General features: G+C 61.7%; 21 protein-coding genes. 17 read left to right on the top strand and 4 right to left on the bottom strand.

Annotated features, from left to right (window positions below):
- Window positions 1–92 precede the first annotated feature (92 nt).
- From DQN55_RS08215 to DQN55_RS08150, 14 genes are all read left to right on the top strand, one after another.
- Window positions 93–1,043, top strand: a complete 951-nt coding sequence (locus DQN55_RS08215; RefSeq protein ID WP_048383243.1) for a siderophore-interacting protein — start codon at window positions 93–95, stop codon at window positions 1,041–1,043.
- A 191-nt stretch (window positions 1,044–1,234) separates the two neighbouring features.
- The gene (gene tssI / locus DQN55_RS08210) at window positions 1,235–3,625 is read left to right on the top strand and encodes a type VI secretion system Vgr family protein (protein ID WP_048383242.1); all 2,391 of its coding nucleotides are present in this window, start codon (window positions 1,235–1,237) and stop codon (window positions 3,623–3,625) included.
- On the top strand, window positions 3,622–5,865 hold the full coding sequence (locus DQN55_RS08205) for a hypothetical protein (RefSeq protein WP_048383241.1): 2,244 nt from the start codon (window positions 3,622–3,624) through the stop codon (window positions 5,863–5,865). The genes tssI and DQN55_RS08205 overlap by 4 nt, the downstream gene beginning before the upstream one ends.
- A gap of 56 nt (window positions 5,866–5,921) precedes the next feature.
- Window positions 5,922–6,752, top strand: a complete 831-nt coding sequence (locus DQN55_RS08200; RefSeq protein ID WP_088500045.1) for a tetratricopeptide repeat protein — start codon at window positions 5,922–5,924, stop codon at window positions 6,750–6,752.
- Window positions 6,753–6,802: 50 nt separating this feature from the next.
- Complete coding sequence (locus tag DQN55_RS08195; protein ID WP_408634584.1) at window positions 6,803–7,690, top strand: tetratricopeptide repeat protein; 888 nt, start codon at window positions 6,803–6,805, stop codon at window positions 7,688–7,690.
- 107 nt (window positions 7,691–7,797) lie between these two features.
- Complete coding sequence (locus DQN55_RS08190; RefSeq protein ID WP_048383425.1) at window positions 7,798–8,640, top strand: tetratricopeptide repeat protein; 843 nt, start codon at window positions 7,798–7,800, stop codon at window positions 8,638–8,640.
- Window positions 8,641–8,831: 191 nt separating this feature from the next.
- The gene (locus DQN55_RS08185; protein ID WP_048383239.1) at window positions 8,832–10,043 is read left to right on the top strand and encodes a PepSY-associated TM helix domain-containing protein; all 1,212 of its coding nucleotides are present in this window, start codon (window positions 8,832–8,834) and stop codon (window positions 10,041–10,043) included.
- Complete coding sequence (locus DQN55_RS08180; protein WP_048383238.1) at window positions 10,040–10,582, top strand: hypothetical protein; 543 nt, start codon at window positions 10,040–10,042, stop codon at window positions 10,580–10,582. The genes DQN55_RS08185 and DQN55_RS08180 overlap by 4 nt, the downstream gene beginning before the upstream one ends.
- On the top strand, window positions 10,579–10,923 hold the full coding sequence (locus DQN55_RS08175; RefSeq protein WP_048383237.1) for a hypothetical protein: 345 nt from the start codon (window positions 10,579–10,581) through the stop codon (window positions 10,921–10,923). The genes DQN55_RS08180 and DQN55_RS08175 overlap by 4 nt, the downstream gene beginning before the upstream one ends.
- Window positions 10,920–11,474, top strand: coding sequence for a DUF6162 family protein (locus DQN55_RS08170; RefSeq protein WP_048383236.1), 555 nt, complete (start codon window positions 10,920–10,922; stop codon window positions 11,472–11,474). The genes DQN55_RS08175 and DQN55_RS08170 overlap by 4 nt, the downstream gene beginning before the upstream one ends.
- A gap of 34 nt (window positions 11,475–11,508) precedes the next feature.
- Window positions 11,509–12,453 (top strand): metal ABC transporter substrate-binding protein, encoded by a 945-nt coding sequence (locus DQN55_RS08165; protein ID WP_048383235.1) that lies wholly within the window; start codon window positions 11,509–11,511, stop codon window positions 12,451–12,453.
- Window positions 12,450–13,202 (top strand): metal ABC transporter ATP-binding protein, encoded by a 753-nt coding sequence (locus DQN55_RS08160; RefSeq protein ID WP_048383234.1) that lies wholly within the window; start codon window positions 12,450–12,452, stop codon window positions 13,200–13,202. The genes DQN55_RS08165 and DQN55_RS08160 overlap by 4 nt, the downstream gene beginning before the upstream one ends.
- Window positions 13,199–14,098, top strand: a complete 900-nt coding sequence (locus DQN55_RS08155; RefSeq protein ID WP_048383233.1) for a metal ABC transporter permease — start codon at window positions 13,199–13,201, stop codon at window positions 14,096–14,098. Before DQN55_RS08160 ends, DQN55_RS08155 begins: the two co-directional genes overlap by 4 nt.
- Window positions 14,099–15,007 carry a metal ABC transporter solute-binding protein, Zn/Mn family gene (locus DQN55_RS08150; RefSeq protein WP_048383232.1) on the top strand — a complete coding sequence of 303 codons (909 nt, stop codon included), beginning with the start codon at window positions 14,099–14,101 and terminating at the stop codon, window positions 15,005–15,007.
- A gap of 909 nt (window positions 15,008–15,916) precedes the next feature.
- On the opposite strand, the gene DQN55_RS08140 is transcribed toward DQN55_RS08150, so the two are convergent.
- The 4 genes from DQN55_RS08140 to DQN55_RS08125 all read right to left on the bottom strand — a co-directional run bounded on the left by DQN55_RS08140 (window position 15,917) and on the right by DQN55_RS08125 (window position 19,775).
- The gene (locus DQN55_RS08140; protein WP_048382602.1) at window positions 15,917–16,138 is read right to left on the bottom strand and encodes an MbtH family protein; all 222 of its coding nucleotides are present in this window, start codon (window positions 16,136–16,138) and stop codon (window positions 15,917–15,919) included.
- Between the two features lie 82 nt (window positions 16,139–16,220).
- A complete protein-coding gene (locus tag DQN55_RS08135; protein ID WP_048382601.1) occupies window positions 16,221–17,618 on the bottom strand; it encodes an aspartate aminotransferase family protein in 1,398 nt (465 codons plus the stop codon).
- Between the two features lie 151 nt (window positions 17,619–17,769).
- Window positions 17,770–19,098, bottom strand: a complete 1,329-nt coding sequence (locus DQN55_RS08130) for an ATP-binding protein (protein WP_074702895.1) — start codon at window positions 19,096–19,098, stop codon at window positions 17,770–17,772.
- Window positions 19,095–19,775 (bottom strand): response regulator, encoded by a 681-nt coding sequence (locus tag DQN55_RS08125; RefSeq protein WP_048382600.1) that lies wholly within the window; start codon window positions 19,773–19,775, stop codon window positions 19,095–19,097. Before DQN55_RS08125 ends, DQN55_RS08130 begins: the two co-directional genes overlap by 4 nt.
- Window positions 19,776–19,942: 167 nt before the next feature.
- On the opposite strand from DQN55_RS08125, the gene dsbD reads away from it, so the two are divergent.
- From dsbD to dsbG, 3 genes are read left to right on the top strand one after another with little or no spacing between them, the layout of a single operon-like run.
- Window positions 19,943–21,691, top strand: a complete 1,749-nt coding sequence (gene dsbD, locus DQN55_RS08120; protein WP_048382599.1) for a protein-disulfide reductase DsbD — start codon at window positions 19,943–19,945, stop codon at window positions 21,689–21,691.
- Window positions 21,692–22,543 carry a TlpA disulfide reductase family protein gene (locus tag DQN55_RS08115; protein ID WP_048382598.1) on the top strand — a complete coding sequence of 284 codons (852 nt, stop codon included), beginning with the start codon at window positions 21,692–21,694 and terminating at the stop codon, window positions 22,541–22,543.
- Window positions 22,540–23,322: a thiol:disulfide interchange protein DsbG gene (dsbG, locus tag DQN55_RS08110; RefSeq protein ID WP_048382597.1), complete on the top strand. Its 783-nt coding sequence runs from the start codon at window positions 22,540–22,542 to the stop codon at window positions 23,320–23,322. The genes DQN55_RS08115 and dsbG overlap by 4 nt, the downstream gene beginning before the upstream one ends.
- Window positions 23,323–23,337 lie beyond the last annotated feature (15 nt).

Genomic DNA, 23,337 nt, shown 5'->3' with positions numbered 1-23,337 from the left:
AATACACAAACACCAGACATGACCCACTTCTAAATCATGAAGACAGCGACTCGTTAAAGAGAATGACTCCTACTTATTAGAAGGTGCGTTTTATGTCCGCTGTTACCACGCTGGTGCAAAATCTGCGCACACGCCTGAGTAAACCGGCCGGGTACCGGCTGTTCGATATCCAGCTCAAGCAACGCCTGGTCTTAAGCCCGTCGCTGGTGCGCCTGGTGTTCAGCGGCCGCGACGTGGCCCTGATGCAGACCCTGGGCCCGGACCAGCGGGTCAAACTGTTTTTCCCCGGGGCCAATGGCGTGGCTGTCAACCTGCCCAGGCACGGCGACTGGCAGGCCGCCAGGCGCCAATTGGGCCCTGACTGCGCACCCGCGATGCGCACCTACACCCTGCGCAACCTGCGCCCTGAATGCGGCGAGCTGGACATCGACTTTGTACTGCACGGCGAAACCGGGCCCGCTTCACGCTGGGCGCTGCATGCGGCGCCAGGTGAGCGCTTGCAAATCGTGGCCCCGAATGCCGAATGCGACACCGATCCCGGCGGTTATGAATGGCTGCCGCCCGCAGGGGTGCGCAACGTGCTGCTGATCGGCGACGAAACGGCGCTGCCAGCGCTCGCCGGGATTCTCGAACAGCTCGCCACTCACCCGGATGCGCCTCGGGTACAGGCGTTTATTGAGGTGCCCGAAGAAGCAGACTGCCTGGCGTTACTTTGCGGCCTCAACGCCAAGGTCCACTGGCTGCCCCGTGCCAGCCTGGGTACCCGGCACGGCGACGGCATGCTGCTGGCGGCCCGTGAACTGGCAAGCCTGCCGCCGCTTCGCCCTCAGGCCAGCGACAGCGGGCCGCTGGATGAACTCGACCTTGACCATCAGCGCCCCTGGGAAAGAGCCAGTGCCCGCCACAGCGATTTTTACGCCTGGGTCGCCGGCGAGTCAGCGGCCGTCATGGCGATCCGGCGGTTTCTGATCAATGAACGCGGCCTGGACCGCCAGGCACTGACGCTGATGGGCTATTGGAAACTGGGGCGCTCGCTGGAGTGACGATTCAGTCATCAGCAGCAGTTGTCCTCTGCCTACAGCGCAGAGTCCGTAGTCCTACTCGATACTCGCTTAAAGCCCTAGCCAAGAGAGAACCACCTTACAGCCAGCTTTGATACCGCCTTGCACACTTGCGCGATCGAAAAGTCCGGAGGGTCACCCCGCCGGAATTCCCTCCGCGCAAGGAAACGCGAATGCCCTCTCCAGCCTCGCAATCTCGCTTCAGCCTGTCCCTCGAAGGTCTCAGCAGCGACCTTCAGGTCCTTTCATTCAGCGGCCATGAGAGCATCAGCCGGCCTTATGCGTTTGACGTGGTGCTGGTCAGCGAACGCCCGGACCTGGACCTTGAGCGCCTGCTGCATCAGCCGGCTTTTCTGGGTTTCGCGGCGGATGGCGCAGGGATTCACGGGCATGTCCACGCGATTTCCCAAGGTGAAACCCTTAAGCGTCTGACGTACTACAACCTCACCCTCGTACCGCAGCTGGCGTACCTGCAGCACTGCAGCCAACAACGGATTTTCCAGCATTTGACGGTTGAACAAATCGTGTCCCAGTTGCTCGAAGAGCACGGCATTTTCACCGATGCCTACGAGTTCAAGCTCGACACGACGTATCTGGCCCGTGATTACTGCGTGCAATACCAGGAAAGCGACCTGCACTTCATCCAGCGCCTGTGCGCGGAAGAAGGCATTCATTACCACTTCCAGCACAGCCCCGACGGCCATCGCCTGGTGTTTGGCGACGGCCAGAACACCTTTACCAAACTCGATCAGCCGCTGCCTTTTCACGCCGGCAGCGGGCTTGTCCCGTCAACCCGTACGGCCAGCCACTTCGAGGTAGCCCTGCACACCCGGGCAACCCGTACCAGCCTGCGTGACTACACCTTCGAGACCGCCAGCCGCGAACGGGTGGCCGACCACGGGCCGGACAACCGGACACCCGAGCCCGACCTCGAAGACTATCGCTACCCCGGCGACTTCAACCACGAACAGCGGGGCAAGCAACTGAGCCGGCGGGCCCTTGAGCGACTGCGTGCAGACCGCCATCAGGCCCAGGGCAAAAGCGATCAGCCGGCGCTGGTCTGCGGGCACTTCCTTACGCTGTGCGAACACCCCTGCAACGACTGGAACGCGCTGTGGCTGCTGACCGCCATCCATCACCAAGGGCGGCAGCCGCAGGTGTTGCAAGCCTATGCCGTGGACCCCGGGCCAGCCCCCGCCGACGGTTTTGTCGAAGGCTATCGCAACACCTTTGTCGCCACCCCTTGGGACGTGTTTTTCCGCCCCCCTCTCGACGCTCCAAGGCCCCGGATAGCGGGCGCGCAAACCGCCCGCGTGACCGGGCCGAACCAGGACGAGGTGCATTGCGACGAATACGGCCGGGTCAAGGTGCAGTTCCACTGGGACCGCAACGGGCAACAGGACGACAACAGCAGCTGCTGGCTGCGCGTAGCCTCCAACTGGGCCGGCGATAGCTACGGGGCCGTCACGCTGCCGCGGGTGGGCATGGAGGTGCTGGTGGTGTTCCTCGAAGGCAACCCCGACCAGCCGGTCATCTCGGGCTGCCTGAGCAATAGTCTCAACCCCCCGCCCTACCCGCTGCCCCGGCACAAGACCCGCAGTGTATGGCGTAGCCGCAGCACCAGCGCCGCCACCGGCTACAACGAGCTGTACCTCGAGGACCGCAAAGGCCAGGAGCAGATCTACCTGCGCGCCGAGCGCGACCTGGAGCAGCACATCAAGAACGACAGCCGCCTGCATGTCGAAGGGCAGCGCACGCAGACCATCACCGGCAACAGCGTGTCCGTACTCAAGGGCGAAGACCAGCGCCGGGGCAGTGGTGACCGCAAGGTACAGCTCAAGGCCAATGACCATCGCAGCGTTGCCCTCAGCAGCCACACCCGCGTCGGGCAAATCCTGACCGTCGGCGCTGGCCAGGAAGTCACCCTCAAGGCCGGTGCCAGCGTCGTCCTGAGCGCAGGTGCCAGCATCACCCTGATCGCCGGCGGGCAGCACCTGATCATCAGTGCCGCCGGCATCTTCTGCAGTTCACCGATTCAGCCGGGCGGCGTACCGCTGCCGGGCACGCCGGCCAGCCCTTTGCCCCCTGACAGCCTGGATGGATTGCGCAGTACGGCACCCACATCGGCATCGGCATCGGCACAAACGTTAAGCCCGCCTGCCGGCCAAGGGGCCGCCAGCCCGTCGACTGTCGACGCACCGGCGCCGCGCCTGCAGATCAAGGTCAGGCCTTTGCCCGGCCTGCCCGGGTACGAAAATGAGCCTTACCGATTGCTGGCCGACGGCTTGCCGATAAAAGAAGGCCTGACCGGGGCCGACGGCCTGATCGCCTTTGACCCGGTGCCCGCCTGCAAGGTGTACAGCGTCGAACTGGCCAACGGGCATCACTTCAGCCTGCGCGCCGATCCCCCCTCGGCAGATGACCCGGACAACCGGCGCCGGGCACAACAGGGCCATCGCACCTACGACGTCCGCGCTACGCAACACAAACCCGCGGCGACGCCGGAGGCCTACCGTACGCAGTCCGCAGAGCCGGGCGCAGAAAGCGAGGAGCCCGCGCCATGACCGATCTTTACAGTCCGCAGTCCATCCCCTTTGATCCGGATGCCCCCGTCTCGGTCGACCTGACCCCTGACTGGTTTGCCAACACCTCCTTTTATCCGCCCCGTGCCGGGGTCGTGATCGAGCCTCTGGTCAATGGTCAGGCGGCCTTTGGCGCCGTGAATGACGCCATCGATCAAGCCCGGCACAGCGTAGACATCATCACCTGGGGATTCGACCCCGCCATGCGCCTCAAACGGCCCGGCGGCTTGCGCGTAGGGGAACTGCTGGCCATCAAAGGCCGGCAAGGAATCAAGGTGCGCGCACTGGTATGGCGCAATGTGCTCGCCACCGCTGTCGAAAACACCCTGCCGGGGGCCGGACTCGGGGGTTCGGGCGGCACTGCCCTGGGGTCGGGCATGCTGAGCGGCGATGCCGCCGAAAATCAGGTGTTCCTGCTGGATCAGCGTCGCAGCAAAAATCTCAAGGCCATCCGTCTCCTGCATCAGGACCTGCTTCAGGCCCGGCATTACCAATCCATCAACTCCCGCAGTTACGACCCGGTCTTCGTGGCGAGCGCCAATAAACGCTTGCGCGCGCTGGAAGCCGAAAATGCCGAGATCAATCGCCTGGCCGATCAGGCAGAGCAAGCCCAGGGCTATAACAAGCTCTCCGGCTCGGGCGGCACCCTGCAAGACCCCTGGGGCCAGATATACACCCGGGACTGGTTCAAGCAGGTCAAGAACGAGGACATGCGCAATGTCGAGTTCAGGACCCGGGATTTCACCTATGGCACCCACCTCATCATGAATGAAGGGCAAAGCCGCCTTGTGCGCGGCCGCGTCAACATACTTATCAACTTGCTGAACGCCGATGGCATTAGCGATTTGAGCATCGGGCAGATGATCCTGCTGACCCAGTTCGCCAGCCATCATCAGAAGATGGTGCTGGTGGACTACGGCACGCCGCAGGCCATCGGCTTTGTCATGGGGCACAACCTTCATCGCAACTACTGGGACACCGACGCTCACCTGTTTGACGACCGAAAAGCCGGGCGCGACCTGGGCTTTGGTCCCTGGCAAGACATCTCGATGAAAGTCAGCGGGCCGGTGCTCACTGATCTTGGCCAGAACTTCTCCCAGGCCTGGGACCTGGAAAAGCCCTGGTGCTGCTGCTGGTTTCCCGAGGCATCGCTGGAGGTCGAGCGCCATGCGCTACCCACGCCGAAAGTTGCCACCGTCAATGCCCACAGTGTGGCCCAGGTCTGCCGCACCCAGCCGCAGGATGACGAAACCTCGATTCTGGAGCTTTACCGCAAGGCCATCGGCAACGCCACCGATTACGTGTACATGGAAAACCAGTACTTCCGCTACCCCGACTTTGCCCGGCGCTTGAAAGAGACCGCCAGCCGCCGTGCATCCCGGGAAGTCCCCGATGATCTGTACCTGTTCGTGGTCACCAACACCCCCGACTCCAGAACGGCGTCAGCGACCACCTACGCCATGCTCCAGTCCCTGGGCCAGGAACAGTTGATGCCGCAGGTTCAGCGCGACCTGTCCCAAAGCCTGCGGGACTATCAGGACAGCCTCGAACAATTGCAGAGCCACACCCGGCTGAACTCGCCCCTGGAGCTCCTAGCCAAACAGCACATCATCGAGGGGCTCGAGGAGAAAATCCAGGCACTGCGCGAACAGGGCATTACCCCCGAGGTAGAAGCGCGCATGCGTGACCGGCAACCCGAACACATTGCCCATCTGGCCGAAGACATGAGCAAGGACGACGCAAAACCCTATGAGCTGAGCGACATCCCCGGCCTCAAAGTCGTCATCGCCACCCTCAACACCAGCGACCCTGCCCCTGGCAGCCCACAACCGAAACCCTTGCCTGACGCCTGCGAAGCCAGCCTCGGCGCCCCTACGCTCAAAGCCCGCTACAAGCACATCTATGTGCACTCAAAACTGCTGCTGGTGGATGACGTGTACACCCTTCTCAGCTCCGCCAACATCAACATCCGCAGCCTGCACAGCGACTCGGAACTGGGGATCGCCCAGCCGAACCCGGTGCTGGCGAAATCATTAAAGGAGAAGTTGTGGGGGATGCATGCGGGAGAGGTGAAGTTGACCTCAGAAGGCAATTACGAACTTTGGAATGAACAAATGAATAGAAACTGGCGCGCGCAGATTGCAGGTCACCCCTTGACCTCACACCTGACCCGGTTCTGGGACGTGACCACGCCTTACAGCCCTCACTTTACGGTGGATTGATGCACTTTATTAACCGCTTTGCCCTGATGCTTTTCTTATCCCTGGGAACCACTGCCATGGCCGAACCTGCGCCCTTTGTCTGCGTCCACGAAAAAGACCACCTGCCTGCGCTCGACCCGCTCGCCGACAGCTGGTACCGGGAGGCTGCGGCCCTGGCCAAACCTGGCACCCGACGGCCCTGGGCGCGCATCGTCGAGCTCTATGGCAAAGCCGTCGAGCGCGATCACTGGAAAGCCATGCACAACCTCGCGGCGCTGTACCGCACGGGGTGGCCGGGAAGCATCGAGCAGGACAGGCAAAAGTCTCTCGACCTGTATCAACGCATGATCGATCTGGGCGTTCCCCAGGGCTTCTACAACATGGCCGCCATGATCGGTAACAAGGCCGGGGTCAAAAACCCGGCAACAGATGGCCTGACGTTCCTCGACAAGGCGGCGCGCATGGGAAATCCAGCAGCCCTGACCGAACTGGGCAAGTTATATATCTACTACGGAAAAAAAGAGGATCTCGGGTTGCAGTACACACGTTGTGCCGCCGAACAGGGCTATGGGCTAGCAAACCATGAACTGGCCCTTTATTACGAAATACTCAAAGGCAACTTTCCTCTTGCATTGCAGCATTACCAAATCGCGTTTTCACAAGGACATCGCCCCGCCGCTTTTCTAATGATGCGCGTGTTCGATAAGGAAACCCCTCGACATACCGCCATGTGGTACACCCCAGATGAAAATCTCACAGCACTGTATACCGACTTACGTACTCAACTTGTAAACGATTCTGACATACGCTTCCCCACTCTAATGAAAGACCATCCCCTTCCACCTCACCCGACCCAGGGCTATGACGCAGAAAGACCGGACTGGAAGCCCGAGCACGCCAGGCCATGAACAACAAACGCCCCCAACGGCTTAGCCCATGCACGGCACAAGGAGAGTTGATGCACATCATTCAGCGTTGCGCCCTGATGCTTTTCTTAACCGTGGGCACAACGGCCATGGCCGAACCTGCACCCTTTGTCTGCGTCCACGAAAAAGACCACCTGCCTGCGCTCGACCCGCTCGCCGACAGCTGGTACCGGGAGGCTGCGGCCCTGGCCAAACCCGGCACCCGACGGCCCTGGGCGCGCATCGTCGAGCTCTATGGCAAAGCCGTCGAGCGCAATCACTGGAAAGCCATGCACAACCTCGCGGCGCTGTACCGCACGGGGTGGCCGGGAAGCATCGAGCAGGACAGGCAAAAGTCTCTCGATCTGTATCAACGCATGATCGATCTGGGCGTTCCCCAGGGCTTCTACAACATGGCCGCCATGATCGGTAACAAGGCCGGGGTCAAAAACCCGGCAACGGATGGCCTGACGTTCCTCGACAAGGCGGCGCGCATGGGAAATCCAGCAGCCCTGACCGAACTGGGCAAGTTATATATCTACTACGGAAAAAAAGAGGATCTCGGGTTGCAGTACACACGTTGTGCCGCCGAACAGGGTTACGGACAGGCGAACTACGAATTGGCCCTTTATTACGAAATACTAAAGAGTAACTATCCAATCGCGTTGCAGCATTACCAAGTTGCACTTTCGCAAGGCCATTCGAGTTCTGCACTGGTAATGAAGTATGCATTCTCCAGCAGCTCAAAACCTAATTCAAGGATGTGGTACGCGCCAGATGATTCTTTATATGAGGTTTACGCGGAGTATTATTCACAACTAAGAAATGACCCTGACATACGCTTCCCCACCCTGATGAAAGACCATCCCCTTCCACCTCACCCGACCCAGGGCTATGACGCAGAAAGACCGGACTGGAAGCCCGAGCACGCCAGGCCATGAACAACAAACGCCCCCAACGGCTTAGCCCATGCACGACACAAGGTGAGTTGATACACATCATTCAGCGTTGCGCCCTGATGCTTTTCTTAACCCTGGGCACAACGGCCATGGCCAAACCTGCGCCCTTTGTCTGCGTCCACGAAAAAGATCACCTGCCTGCGCTCGACCCGCTCGCCGACAGCTGGTACCGGGAGGCTGCGGCCCTGGCCAAACCCGGCACCCGACGGCCCTGGGCGCGCATCGTCGAGCTCTATGGCAAAGCCGTCGAGCGCGATCACTGGAAAGCCATGCACAACCTCGCGGCGCTGTACCGCACGGGGTGGCCGGGAAGCATCGAGCAGGACAGGCAAAAGTCTCTCGACCTGTATCAACGCATGATCGATCTGGGCGTTCCCCAGGGCTTCTACAACATGGCCGCCATGATCGATAACAAGGCCGGGGTCAAAAACCCGGCAACGGATGGCCTGACGTTCCTCGACAAGGCGGCGCGCATGGGAAATCCAGCAGCCCTGACCGAACTGGGCAAGTTATATATCTACTACGGAAAAAAAGAGGATCTCGGGTTGCAGTACACACGCTGTGCCGCCGAACAGGGCTATGGTTTAGCAAATTATGAATTGGCCCTTTATTACGAAATACTAAAGAGCAACTATCCAATCGCGCTGCAGCATTACCAAGTTGCACTTTCGCAAGGGCATCTAGGCTCGGCAATGTTCATGGAAAGTGTCTTTGATGCAAAAACCCTTCCCCACCAAGCGATGTGGTACACCCCTGACGAAGAGCAGAAAAAACACTATCAAAAGTTATATATACAGCTTGAAGATAACTCAGACATACGCTTCCCCACCCTAATGAAAGACCATCCCCTTCCACCTCACCCGACCCAGGGCTATGACGCAGAGAGACCGGACTGGAAGCCCGAGCAAGGGGGTGAATCGATTACGCCATGACTCCATACCGTGCCCGATTCCGGGGTTTCAGGGCGGTGAAAAAAGCGTTTTTCGCCCACTGCCCGCGCACATAGAAACATCCACTTACAACTCCAGCTTCAGTTTCCGGACGGCTCATTCGTCCTACATGGATAAGCAATCGCTTCTCAATGCGATTACACACCCGCTCAACCGCGAGTTTGCCGTTTCCCATGTCCAAAAAGTCCCGTTCAAAACTCTGGTTTCTGGTCCACAGCTGGCTCACGTTGCCGATCTGGTTCTTTGTCCTGATTGTCTGTGTCACCGGTACGCTGGCGGTGGTCAGCCAGGAGATTGTGTGGCTGGCCACCCCTGAAGCCCGTGCCAGTCAACCGTCGGATGATGCGCCGCTGCTGTCCTATGAGCAGGTGTTGCGCGCGATTCATCAGGCCGAACCTGCCCTGGCGGTGCAGTCGATCAGTCGCCCGGATGAGTCGCATTTTGCCTTGGTGGCCGATGTGGTGTATCCGGACGGACGTTCGCCGTCGCTGTATATCAACCCGTACACCGGGGCGATTCAGGGTGAGAGCCCGAGCTTTGATTTCAAAGCATTTACTCGCGCCCTGCATGGTTGGTGGCTGGTGCCGTTCACCAACGGTTACAGCTGGGGCTGGTACCTGGTGTCGTTCCTCGGCCTGCCGCTGCTGGGGTCATTGATTACCGGGCTGGTGGTGTACAAAAAATTCTGGAAAGGCTTCTTCAAACCCAATCTGCGTTTTAACCACGGTGCACGCATTTTCTGGGGTGATTTTCATCGCCTGTGCGGCATTTGGTCGATCTGGTTTATCGCGGTGATTTCCATCACCGGCCTGTGGTTTTTGATTCAGGCCTTTATGTTCGATAACCAGATTTCGATTTCGACCGCCGGCAATCCACCGGTGGTGGCGCGTCAGGATGTGCCTATTACCCCGGACGGCAGCCCCGCGCCGAAGATCAGCCTGGATCAGGCGGTAAACATTGCCGCCGAGAATATTCCCGGCCTGGACGCCAGTTTCGTCAGCCTGCCCAGCAATGCCTACGGCCATATCGAAGTCGGTGGCCCGGGCTGGTACCCGCTGCTGTTCCAGACCGCCGACATCAACCCGTACAACGGCGCGATTGAAGGCTCACGGATGATTGCCGACCGCTCCGGCCTGGAGTTGGTCACCGAATCCATGCGTCCACTGCACACCGGTGATTTCGGCGGGTTGTGGGTCAAGCTGATCTGGTTCTTTTTCGGGCTGGTCCTGAGCATGATGGTCCTCAGCGGCCTGCTGATCTGGACCAAGCGCACCGCGCTGGCCACCGCCCATGCGCTCAAACGCAGTCATGCCCCGACCCGCACGGCAGCTGGAACCCGGGTCGCCAGCGCCCGTCACGAACAGGCTTCGGAGGCCAATGTATGAGCAAGTCCGTGACGGCACAGCCCGCGTCTGCCCTGGGCCGGTTTTGGCACAAATGGCGCTTCCACCTGAATATCCTGCTGTTGCTGGTGCCGCTGGGCTTTATGCCCAAGTACTTTGCCGATGCTTCGCTGTTTCGCGGCGACAGCGGTCTGGGTGAGCGCGAAATCGGCACGGTGCAGGTCGGTCCCTGGAGCCTGCAACTGGCCGAGATGCGCAACGAAGCGCCGCGCCCGGACGGTCCGGCCGGGTTTATGAAAAGCTTTAACGCAGCGCTGTGCGATACCTGCATCGATCAGGTCAAGGCCGGTTACTTGCGTATCGGCAAACCCCGCAGCCTGCGGGCTGCCGGGGTGATCTTTTTCGGCACGCCGTACCGCATGGGAGCCACCTTGCCTATACCGCAGAAGACCAAAGCCGACGCTGAGCTGTGGATCACCCTGGAAGGCTGGGACGGTTCCATGCATCAGGCCTCCATTCCCCTGAGCCAGGCCTCACCCGCAACGATTGCCTGGCTCGCCCAACGAGGAGCCAAACCATGATTTCGCGCCTGTTCAAACACCCCGCCCGCCTGCTGCTGGCCGCCGGGGGCCTCGCATTGCTGGGCCTCAGCGGCCCGGCCCTGGCCCATAACCCGATGTGCGAGTGCACGCAAATCGAAGGCGAGCAGATCCGCTGCACCGGCGGGTTTTCCGATGGCAGCGGCGCTCCCGGCGTAACCCTGGATGTGATCGGCTACGACGAAACCATTCTGGTGCCTGGCAAACTGGGGCCAGATTCCACCCTCACGTTCAAGCGCCCGGATTCCGAGTTTTACGTTTTGTTTGATGCGGGCCCTGGGCACATCGTCGAAATCGACCAAGCCGACATCGAGGCCCCATGAGTACTCACGTTGTACGCCCGGCCGGTGCCGGGCACGAAACCCTGTATGTGCTGCTGTTATGCCTGCTGATCATGGCGGTGGCCGGTTCAGTGGTTGCCTGGCGCCATGAATCGCAGGTGGTGACGTCGGTGGCCGCCCACCAACTGGATGCACGCCGCGACCTGAATGCTGCCGAACAAGGGATCTACGCCGACCTGCGGGTCACCCTGGACGAAATCCAGTGGCTGCGCGAGGCGTCGAGCGCACTGCCCTCTGCGGCGCAACTGGCCGACGAAGGCTTCGCACCCTTTGCCAGCGACGCCAGTTCCGTCAGCCGTGGCGAGCATGCCTGGCAATTGCTGGGCGAAACGGCGTACCTGGGCATGGGCCCCAAACCTGAGGTGGCGGGGTCGTTTTTGCTGCGTATCGGCGCTCAGCCGGACGTCTGGCTCAACCGCAACAGCCACGTCAGCGCCCCTGTCGACTTCAGTGACGCCGCCCTGAAGCTGAGTGGCTGGCAGCAAGTGATCGCGCAATTCGATGCCGGGGTGACTCGCCAGCATCGGCACTGAACCCACCGTTTGACCTGAGAGAAGACTGCTCGCCATGTCCATTTCATCTGTTTTGCGCCGCCGCTCGCTGTTGCTGGCCGGCCTGTTCGCGCTGTGCCTGGCGCCACTGGCCTATGCCGAAACCGCTGCCCCCGCGCCCCTGGCCAAACCGCTGCGTATCGGTATCACCCTGCACCCCTATTACAGCTACGTCAGCAACATCGTCGGCGACAAGGCCGAGGTGGTACCGCTGATTCCGGCGGGTTTCAACCCCCATGCCTATGAGCCCCGTGCCGAGGACATCAAGCGCATCGGCAGCCTGGATGTGATCGTGCTTAACGGCGTCGGCCATGATGACTTCGCCGACCGCATGATCGAAGCCAGCGAGCGTCCGGACATCCCGCTGATCGAAGCCAATCAGAACGTGCCACTGCTGGCCGCCACCGGCAATGCCGCACGCGGCGCAGGCAAGGTGGTCAACCCGCACACGTTCCTCTCGATCAGCGCCTCGATTGCCCAGGTCAACAATATCGCCCGCGAACTGGGCAAGCTCGACCCGGCCAATGCCAAAGCCTATACCGCCAATGCCCGCGCCTATGGCAAACGCCTGCGGCAGATGCGCGCGGCGGCCCTGGCTAAACTGACCGAGGCACCTGACGCCGACCTGCGTGTCGCCACGGTACATGCGGCATATGACTATCTGTTGCGCGAATTTGGTCTTGAAGTCACCGCCGTGGTCGAACCGGCTCACGGTATCGAGCCGAGCCCGAGCCAGCTGAAAAAGACCATCGATCAACTGCGTGCGCTGGATGTAAAAGTGATCTTCTCCGAGATGGATTTTCCGTCGTCCTATGTCGACACCATTCAGCGCGAGTCCGGGGTCAGGCTGTACCCGCTGTCGCATATTTCCTATGGCGAATACAGCGCCGAGAAATACGAAAACGAAATGACCGGCAACCTCAACACGGTGGTCAAGGCGATTCAGGAAGGTGGCGCATGACCATCGCTGAACCGCTGGCCCTGAGCGCCGGGCCGGGCATCGAGTTTGACCGGGTGTCGCTGACCTTGGGGCGCACCGCCATTCTCGACCGTATCAGCTTCAACATTCGGCCTGGCAGCGTGCATGCACTGGTCGGCCCCAACGGTGGCGGTAAAAGCTCACTGATCAAGACCCTGCTCGGGCAAATGCCGCATCAGGGCCGCCTGTGCCTGGACTGGCCCGGCGAACCCGGGCTGATCGGCTATGTGCCACAAGCGCTGGAGTTCGACCGCGGGCTACCGATGACCGTAGACGACTTCATGGCTGCCATGTGCCAGCGACGACCGGCCTTCCTGGGCTTGTCGCGCAAGGTGGCGCCGGCCATCGGCGAGGCGCTTGAACGGGTCGGCATGCAGGACAAACGCAAGCGGCGCATGGGCGCCCTGTCCGGCGGGGAGCGCCAGCGCGTGTTGCTGGCCCAGGGCCTGATCCCGGCCCCGCAACTGCTGGTGCTGGACGAGCCCATGTCAGCGCTGGACGAAGCAGGCGCCCAGGTCTTTGAGCGATTGCTGAATGACTGGCGGCAGGCCGGAGTCACCGTGGTCTGGATCGAACACGACCTGGCTGCCGTCAAACGGCTCGCCGAACGTGTCACCGGCCTCAATCGCCAGGTGCTGTTCGAGGGTCCGCCCGACGAGGCCCTCAGCCCGGAGCGTTTACTGAACCTGTTTTCAACCCATCCCAAAGCTGTCGGGAGCGATCGTTCATGAGTTATGAAGCTGTGCGCCAGATCGTCCAGGACTGGGCTTCGGCGGGGTATCTGCCCGAAGTGCTGGCCTACGGTTTTGTGGTCAACGCCCTGCTCGCCGGCCTGCTGATCGGCCCGGTCCTGGGCGGATTGGGCACACTGGTGGTGGTCAAGCGCTTTGCGTTTTTCTCCGAAGCCGTGGGGCATGCTGCCCTGACCGGTGTCGCCATCGGCATTTTGCTCGGTGAACCCTACACCGGCCCCTATGGCAGCCTGTTCGGCTATTGCCTGTTGTTCGGGATCTCGCTCAATTACCTGCGTAACCGCACCGGGCTCGCCCCGGACACCTTGATCGGGGTGTTCCTCTCGGTGTCGCTGGCCCTGGGCGCCAGCCTGCTGCTGATTCTGGCCGGCAAGATCAATGTGCACATCCTCGAGAACGTGCTGTTTGGCTCGGTCCTGACCGTCAACGGTAACGACCTGCTGGTGCTGGCGGTCGTCGGCGCACTGGTGCTGGGCCTCAGCCTGCCGCTGTACAACCGCATCATGCTGGCCAGCTTCAACCCGCAACTGGCCGCCGTGCGTGGTGTTGCGGTGAAGACACTGGACTATCTGTTCGTGATTCTGGTCACGCTGATCACCGTGGCCGCGGTCAAGGTCATCGGTGCGATCCTGGTCGGTGCCCTGCTGGTGATCCCCGCAGCGGCCGCACGCTTGCTCAGCCAGTCACTGAAAGGCTTTTTCTGGATATCGGTCTTGATCGCAACGGTCAGCACTTTGTGCGGGATCCTGCTGCCGATCGTGTTTGACCTGCCAATTCCGTCCGGAGCCGCGATCATTCTGGTGGCCGGTATCGCCTTCGCCATCGCCGCCATCGCCCGTGGCGTGGTGCCCAGCCTGAAAGGGAATATTGGATAAATGTTCACTCTGCGCAAACTGATTCTGCCTCTGGTCCTCACCGGCCTGCTCGGCGCCCCGCTGCTGGCGAGCGCCAGCCCCTCCACAGCGCCGGTGCGCATCCTCGCCAGCCTGCCGATCACCTACGGGCTGGGGCAATTACTGCTCAAGGACAGCGATGTGGAGTTGCAACGGGCAGCGGCAGCCAACCTCCCCGGCAGCCGCCAAAGTGCCTACTTCAGCGGTCGTGGTGCGGCCGCGCTGCACAGCCTTGCGGAAAACGCCGACGCCGTGATTGGCCTGCGCTCGCTGTGGAGCGACGACCCGCTTTACCCCATGGCGCGCCGCAGCAACATCCGCATCGTTGAAGTCGATGCCGCACGTCCGGTGGACGGCAGCCTGCCGGGTATCGCCCTGCAACCGGGCACACCCGCCGACAGCCTGAACAGCCAGCCGTGGCTGACCAGCAACAACATGGGGCGCATGGCCGACGTGATCGCCGCCGACCTGGTGCGCCTGGCCCCGACAGCCAAACCGCAGATTGAAACCAACCTGGCCAGCCTGAAGCAGCGCCTGCTCAAACTCAGCGCCGACAGCGAAGCCAGACTGGCCAAGGCTGACAACCTGAGTGTCGTCAGCTTGTCAGATCGCCTGGATTACCTGATCGGCGGCTTGAACCTGGAACCGGTCGAGGTCGAGCACAAGGCTGATCAACCGTGGGCCCCGGACGCACTCAACGCCTTGACCCAAACCCTTAAAGACAACGATGTGGCCCTGGTACTGGATCATCGCGCACCCTCGCAAGCGCTAAAAGCGGCAGTGACTGCAGGCGGCAGCGAGTTTGTGCAAGTCAGTGCCGAGAGTACCGACCCTGTGGCCGACCTGCAGAACACGATTGACGCCATCGTGCAGGGATTGGCAAAAAACTGACCGGTAGAACGAGGTGACATCGCCTTCTGATCCGGAAGCCCATACACCGCCTTTACGACGGCTACGCCGCCGGACGCAGCCTTCGGCAGCGGCTACAGAAGCACCGTAAACCCTGTAGCAGTTGACGAGTGCAACGAGGCGACTTCAGCTTTTGATCCTGATCCGGAGGGTCATGCACCGGTTTTACGACGGCTGCGCCGCCGGACGCGGCCTCGCTCCACTCGTCCGCTGCTACGGAGCGTGGTAAGGATCTTCACGATTGCGTAGCAGTTGACGAGTGCAACGAGGCGACGTCAGCTTTTGATCCTGATCCGGAGGGCCCTGCACCGGTTTACGACGGCTGCGCCGCCGGACGCGGCCTCGCTCCGCTCGTCCGCTGCTACGGAGCGTGGTAAGGATCTTCACGATTGCGTAGCAGTTGACGAGTGCAACGAGGCGACGTCGCTTTTGATCCTGATCCGGAAGGCCATACACCGGCTTTACGACGGCTGCGCCGCCGGACGCGGCCTCGCTCCGCTCGTCCGCTGCTACGGAGCGTGGTAAGGATCTTCACGATTGCGTAGCAGTTGACGAGTGCAACGAGGCGACGTCAGCTTTTGATCCTGATCCGGAGGGCCCTGCACCGGTTTACGACGGCTGCGCCGCCGGACGCGGCCTCGCTCCGCTCGTCCGCTGCTACGGAGCGTGGTAAGGATCTTCACGATTGCGTAGCAGTTGACGAGTGCAACGAGGCGACGTCAGCTTTTGATCCTGATCCGGAGGGTCATACACCGGTTTTACGACGGCTGCGCCGCCGGACGCGGCCTCGCTCCGCTCGTCCGCTGCTACGGGTTGCGATAAGGGCCCTCATAGCGGTTAATCCGCACAAAAAAGCCAACTCAACGTTGGCTTTTTTAAACCGCGCTGGGCTCACTGCACAGCCACGGCGTCCATCTTTTGCCGCAGGCTCAGCGGGCGCATGTCGGTCCAGACTTCTTCGATGTAGGCCAGGCACTCTGGCTTAAAGCCACTTTTGCCCACGGCGCGCCAGCCGTTGGGGATCGCTTTGTAATCGGGCCAGATCGAGTACTGGTCCTCGTGGTTGACCACCACCTGAAAGAGGATGTCGTCGCGGTCAAATACTGAACTCATGGGTGGGTCTCCGTCGCAATAAGCTGGCTGCGCGAGTACGCGCAGCAGGGGTATTAAACAAACGATTGGTCGGCAACAGGAATTAGAGCCGGGTGATGGCCGCCGCCAGGGCATTGCCGAAGATGGCGGCCACCTGGTCGATTTCACTGGCAGAGATGATCAGCGGCGGCAAGAAGCGCACGACGCTGCCCTGCCGCCCGCCCAGCTCAAGGATCAACCCGCGCTTGAGGCATTCGCGCTGGACCAGCGGTGCCAGGCGTCCAAACGCCGGTGGGTGGCCCAAGGTGTCGGGCTTGCCGCTCGGGTCGACCAGTTCAACCCCGAGCATCAGCCCGCGACCGCGAATGTCTCCCAACTGAGGGAAGTCCCGTTGCAGGATGCGCAGGTGTTCACTCAGGCGTTCGCCCATTGCGTTGGCGTGTGCCGCGACATCATGTTCCTTGAGGTAGCGCATCACAGCACTGCCGGCGGCCATCGCCATCTGGTTGCCGCGGAATGTGCCGGCATGGGCGCCGGGCAGCCAGGTGTCGAGCCAGTCGCGATACACCACCACCGCCAGCGGCAGGCTGCCACCGATGGCTTTGGACAACACCACCACGTCCGGAATGATCCCCGCATGCTCAAAGGCGAACATCCGCCCGGTCCGGGCAAACCCGCTCTGGATTTCGTCGACGATCAGCGCCACGCCCGCCTGTTCGGTAATGCGCCGCACACCGCGTAACCAGTCAAGATCCGCCGGGATGACGCCACCCTCGCCCTGCACCACTTCAACAATCACCGCCGCCGGCAATTGCACCCCGGCTTCCGGGTCAGTGAACAGATTTTCAAGGTAATGCAGGTTGGCTTGCACGCCCTGCCGTCCGCCCAGGCCAAACGGGCAGCGGTAATCGTACGGGTACGGCATGAACTGCACACCATTGCCGAGCAAAGCGGCCAGGGGCTTTTTCGGTCCCAGGCTGCCCATCAGGCTCAACGCCCCTTGACTCATGCCGTGATAACCACCCTGAAACGAGACCACGGTATTGCGCCCGGTGGCGGTGCGCACCAGTTTCAACGCCGCTTCCACTGCATCGGTGCCGGTGGGGCCGCAGAACTGGATTTTCGCTTCCCGGGCCAAAGCATCAGGCAACAGGCCGAACAGGTCCTGGACGAACTGGTCCTTGACCGGGGTGGTCAGGTCGAGGGTGTGCAGCGGCACGCCGTCGCTCAGCACCTGCTGGATAGCCTCGATCACAACCGGGTGGTTATGCCCGAGCGCCAGGGTCCCGGCACCGGCCAGGCAGTCGATGAAACTCCGCCCTTCGACGTCCTCGACATACAGGCCACTGGCACGCTTGAGCGCCAGCGGGATGCGTCGCGGGTAGCTGCGGGCATTGGATTCCTGACGGCTTTGACGGGCCAGCAGCGGTGACTCTTCGAATTCATACAGGGTTTCTGCCTGAACCGGATGATCGTCGGCAAGACGCGTAGCAACTGACATTTCTGGGACCCTCAATACGCTGATGAGATTGACCAAAACTTTCCTGCTTTGGAAACGCATCAGCGCCAGGAGGATTTAGAGGGGAATCACATAATCCCGGCCAGTACCCTCACCCGACCGGCTGCGGGCGCGGGTCGGGCGTCATCTTGTGCTACTCGTTAACGGCCAGGGGCATTCGCAACTCAACCCGCAACCCGTCGGGCTGGTTGTCGAATGTCAGTGTGCAGGCACAGCGCTCGACGATCGCCTGCACGATCGCCAGCCCCAGGCCGCAGCCACTGCTGTTGCTGTTGCGCCAGAAGCGCTGGGTCATGTGTTGCAGGGTTTCAGGCGGGATGCCGGGGCCGTGGTCGCGGACCACGAAACGTACGTACGCGCCTTCGCGTTGCACCGACAGCCCCACGTGGGTGCCATCCGGGGTGTGGCGCAAGGCGTTGTCCAGCAGATTGCGCAAGGCGGCAATCGCCAGCACGGACGGCACCTGCAGCGCCGTGGCCGGCAAGTCGGAGGCCAGGTGCAGGGCGATATGCCGATTGTCGCCGCCGGTCGCATCGTGAATGGCCAGCCGCGCGACCTGCTCAGCCGAGCAATTGACCCCGTCATCGAACGACAGGCTACCTTCGACCCGGGCCAGCAACAGCAGTTGCTCAAGGGTGCGGTGCAGGCGATCGGCCCCTTCTTCGGCGTGGGCCAGCGACTGCTCACGGGCCTCGCCGTCGGTCATCCGGGCCACTTGCAGGTGCGTTTTGATCGCGGTCAGCGGGCTGCGCAATTCGTGGGCGGCGTCGCCGGTCAAACGCCGTTCGCGTTCAATGGCCTTGGCGATACGCGCCAACAGTTGGTTCTGCGAATCCAGCAAAGGTTGCAGCTCGCTGGGCAGCGGTGTGATCTGCAGCGGCTGCAGCGAGTCGGCATCACGCCGCATCAACGCATCGCGCATCCGGTTCAGGGGCGCCAGGCCCTGGCCGATCCCCAGCCACAGCAATAACAGGCAACCCATCAAGGCCATTCCCACTGGCACCGAGGCCGCCAGTAACACCGAAAGGTTCAGCGCTTCACGCTCGACCTGGCGGTCAGCCGTGGTTATGCGGATATCGCCACGGTCCAGGGTGAAAGTACGCCATGCCGCACCGTCGATCATCTGATCGCGAAAACCTGTGGACCCGGATTGCAGCGGCTGGTCGGGATTATTGTGACTGCGCGCCAGCACCTCGCCGCGCAGGGAACTGACCTGGCACGCCATCCCGCCCGGGATCGTCAGTTGCTCGGCGCTGAAATGAGTGCCCTCGCCCTTGACCGGTACTTGCGGCAGTTGCTCCAGCAGCCCGCCGACCATGCGCGCCGAGGCCACCAGGCGCTGATCCAGAGAGAACATCATCTGCTGACGCAGGTCGCTGAGCATCCAGGCCGCCGCCAGGGCCCAGATCAGGACAAAGGCCGAGCCGATGGTCAGGCTCAGCCGCAAGCGCAGACTCATCATGCCCCAGGCTCTGTGCCATCGGCCGGGCCCAGGCGGTAGCCAAGGCCGCGCACGGTCTCGACGATGCCATTGCCCAGCTTGCGCCGCAGGTGATGGATATGCACGTTGAGGGCATTGCTCTCCAGCTCGTCTCCAAAACCGTAGATGCTGTCCTTGAGTTGTTCGCTGGACAACACCCGGCCACGGTTGTGCAACAGGGCCTGCAGCAACGCCTGCTCGCGGCGGGACAAGTCCACCGGCTGGCCGCCGAGCAAGGTCACGCGGCTGCTCGGGTCATAGCTCAGGCGGCCATGCTCGATCAGGTTGACGCTGCGCCCCGCCACCCGGCGCAACAGGGTATGCAGACGGGCCGCCAGCTCCCGCAGGTCGAAGGGTTTGAGTAAATAATCGTCGGCTCCGGCTTGCAGGCCATCGACGCGGTCCGTCACCGAATCGCGGGCGGTGAGGATCAGCACCGGCAGTTCAAGCCCTTGCTGGCGCAATTGCTGCAGCAACTTGAGGCCATCCTCGTCGGGCAGCCCCAGGTCGAGCACCATCACATCGAACTCGGCCGCTTTGAGCATGGCCCGTGCGGCCCGGGCACTGGCCACGTGCTCGACCGTCAGCCCCTGGGCGGTCAACCCGGCCTTGATGCCGCTGGCAATCAGTTCGTCGTCTTCACAAACCAGTACATGCATGCTGATACCCGCGTACGTAAATGTGCCGATTTAAAAGGTTCGGGATTAAGGACGGATTATGCCGCGAACCTTCTGATATTAGGCCACTCGTCGCGGTTGCGGTTAATGATCGGTTAATCGCGGGACCGCACTCTGGCGCCATCTTGCACCTGCTCAAGGTTTTATTTATGCGTTTGCTGTTGACCTTTTTCCTGATGTTTTTTGCCGGTCTGGCTCAGGCCCAGACCTCGGGCGACCCTTTTGCCCAGCCGGACTTCCTCCCGGCCACCAAAGCCTTTGTGTTCACAAGCGAGCCGTTGCCCTCAGGCGAAATCAGCCTGAAGTGGAAAATCGCCGATGAGTATTATCTGTACCAGAAGCGTTTCAAGTTCGACGGCCTGGATCAGGCCCATACCCCGGCCTTCCCGCCGGGCCTTGAGCACAGTGACGAGTTCTTTGGTGCCACCCAGGTGTACCGCAATGAGGTTGAACTGCTGATACCGGCAGGCGCCAGCGGTCAGGTCAAGGTCAGCTGGCAAGGCTGCGCCGATGCCGGATTGTGCTATCCACCGCAGAGCCAGACCCTCGACCTGGGCGGCACCCCCGTCGCTAGCGGCCAAGGGCAGGCACAAGACCAGTCGCTGGCCGCCAGCTTGCAGCAAAGCTCGCTGGGCTGGAGCCTGTTGCTGTTCTTCGGGCTGGGCCTGTTGCTGGCGTTCACCCCGTGCTCGCTACCGATGTTGCCGATTCTGGCCGGGCTGGTGGTGGGCAGTGGCGCCAGTGCCGGACGCGGCTTTGCGGTTGCCGGCAGTTATGTGATCAGCATGGCGCTGGTGTATGCCGGACTGGGCGTACTGGCGGCGCTGTTGGGCGCCAACCTGCAGGCACTGCTGCAACAACCGTGGATCCTGGGCAGTTTCGCCGCACTGTTTGTGTTGCTGGCGCTGCCGATGTTCGGCTTTTTTGAACTGCAACTCCCGTCCGCCCTGCGTGACCGTCTCGAATCGGCCGGGCGCGGGCGCAAAGGCGGCAGCCTGTTGGGCGCGGGTATTCTCGGCGCCTTGTCCGGCCTGTTGGTGGGCCCGTGCATGACAGCACCGCTGGCCGGTGCATTGCTCTTTATCGCGCAAAGCGGCAATGCGCTGCAAGGCGGTCTGGTGCTGTTTGTCATGGGCCTGGGGATTGGCGTGCCGCTGTTGCTGCTGGTCACGGTAGGCAGTCGCTTCCTGCCTAAACCCGGGGCCTGGATGGACCTGATGAAAGGCCTGTTCGGCTTTCTGTTCCTCGGCACGGCACTGGTGCTGGTGCGTCCGGTACTGGACGAAACGCTGTGGGTCGGACTGTGGGGCGTGCTGCTGCTGTTGTTCGCCACCAGCCTGTGGTTGCAGGCGCAGCAATTCCAACGGGCCAGGCCCTTGTTTACACCGCTCAGCCTGTTGGCGGGTTTCTGGGGCAGCCTGGTGCTGCTGGGTGCCGCCGGCGGTGGCAGCGACCTGTGGCAGCCGCTGCAGGTGTACACCGCCAATACCGTGGCGGGCAGCACCGTGGGCAAGCCCGGCAATGCCCATGATGCCTTTATCACCCTGAAGGATCCGGCCAGCCTTGAGCGCGAACTCGAAAGCGCCAAGGCCCAGGGCCAATGGGTGCTGCTCGACTACTACGCCGACTGGTGTGTATCGTGCAAAGTCATGGAAAAAAAGGTGTTTGCCAAGCCGCACGTGATGGAAGCCTTGCAAGGGGTGCGCTTGCTGCGCCTCGACGTCACCGCCGATTCTGACGCCAGCCGCGAGCTGCTCAGCCGCTATCAGGTGCCCGGCCCGCCCAGCTTCATCTGGATCGGCCCGAACGGTGTCGAGCGCCGCGCCCAGCGCATCACCGGCGAAGTCGACGCCGAGACCTTCTTGAATAACTGGAACGCCACCCGGGAACTCCTCTAAATGCTCACCCTGACCATCGGTTCGTTTGCCTTGGCCATCAATCATCTGCTGCTGATCCTGGCGCTTGCCCTGGCGACACTGGTGGGTTGGCGTGTGGCCAAACGCGGGGGCGAAAACCCGGAGTCGGTGCTGTTCATCCTGTTTTTGCTGGGTTTGCTCGCCGCCCGGGTCTGCTTTGTCGTGACCTACTGGCACGTGATTCAAAAAGACCCGTTGAAGATGTTCGACCTGCGTGACGGCGGCTTTATGCTGTGGCCGGGGCTGCTGGTGGTGATCGGTGGCGGGCTGTTCTGGGCCTGGCGTCGGCCGGGGCTGCGCCGCCCGCTGGGTTGGGGGCTGGGCAGTGGCCTGGCGTTCTGGCTACTGGCGACCTTCTCGTCGAACCTCTATGAGCAAGGCACCCGCCTGCCGGAACTCGACTTGCGCAACGCTCGCGGCGAGTCAGTGCAATTGAGCAGTTATCAGGGCGGTCCGCTGGTGATCAACCTGTGGGCCACCTGGTGCCCACCCTGCCGGCGCGAGATGCCGGTGATGCAAAACGCACAGCTCCAGCATCAGGACGTGACGTTCCTGTTTGTCAATCAGGGCGAAAGCATGCAAAGCGTCAGCACCTTTCTTGAAACCCAGGGCCTGAACCTGACCAACGTGCTGTTCGACAGCGGCGGCCAACTGGGACAAAAAGTCGGTTCGATGGCCCTGCCGACTACGCTGTTCTATAGCGCTGAAGGCCGTTTATTGAACAGTCATTTGGGCGAGTTGTCAGAAGCCAGCCTGGCCCGGGCGCTGGAAAGCTTCGATCAAACACAATCCATGCCGGCCCATCAGGCCGTCCCCGTAAGGAATCCGCAATGAACTTCAACCGTAAGCTGCTGAATCTGGGCATGACCACCCTGCTCGGCGCAGCCCTGTTGCAATCGCCTGCACTCCAGGCAGCAGAAGAATTGCCCGCCGCGATCAAGAAGATCGAGGCCAAAGGCGCAAAAATCATCGGCAGTTTCGATGCACCCAGCGGCATGCGGGGTTACGCAGCGCAGTTTCAAAACCGTGGCATGGCCCTGTACCTGACCCCGGACGGCAAAAACGTACTGGTGGGCAACCTGTATGACGCTGACGGCAAAGACCTGAGCCTCGCGCCGCTGCAAAAGCTGGTGTACGAACCGATGGCCAAACAAGTCTGGGCCAGTATGGAAAAAAGCCACTGGATCGCCGACGGCAAAAAAGATGCGCCGCGCGTCATCTACCTGTTCAGCGACCCGAACTGCCCGTACTGCAATATGTTCTGGGAACAGGCGCGGCCTTGGGTAGATTCCGGCAAAGTCCAGCTGCGGCACATCATGGTGGGTATCATCCGCGAAGACAGCGCGGCCAAGTCCGCGGCACTGCTGGCTGCCAAAAACCCGCAGCAAGCCCTGCACGATCATGAAAAGGCCGGCAAGGGCAGTTCGCTCAAGGCATTGGGCAAGATCCCGGCTGACGTCCAGGCCAAACTGGACGCCAACATGCAGTTGATGACCGAGCTCGATGTGGCCGCCACCCCGGCGATTTTCTACCTCGACGAACAGGGCAACCTGCAACAGCAACAAGGTGCGCCTTCGCCGGACAAACTGGCAAAGATCATGGGGCCCAAGTAACGCCACCGACGGCCG

The sequence above is a fragment of the Pseudomonas taetrolens genome, from assembly GCF_900475285.1.
GTDB lineage: Bacteria > Pseudomonadota > Gammaproteobacteria > Pseudomonadales > Pseudomonadaceae > Aquipseudomonas > Aquipseudomonas taetrolens.
This window is presented reverse-complemented; position numbering and strand designations above follow the sequence as displayed.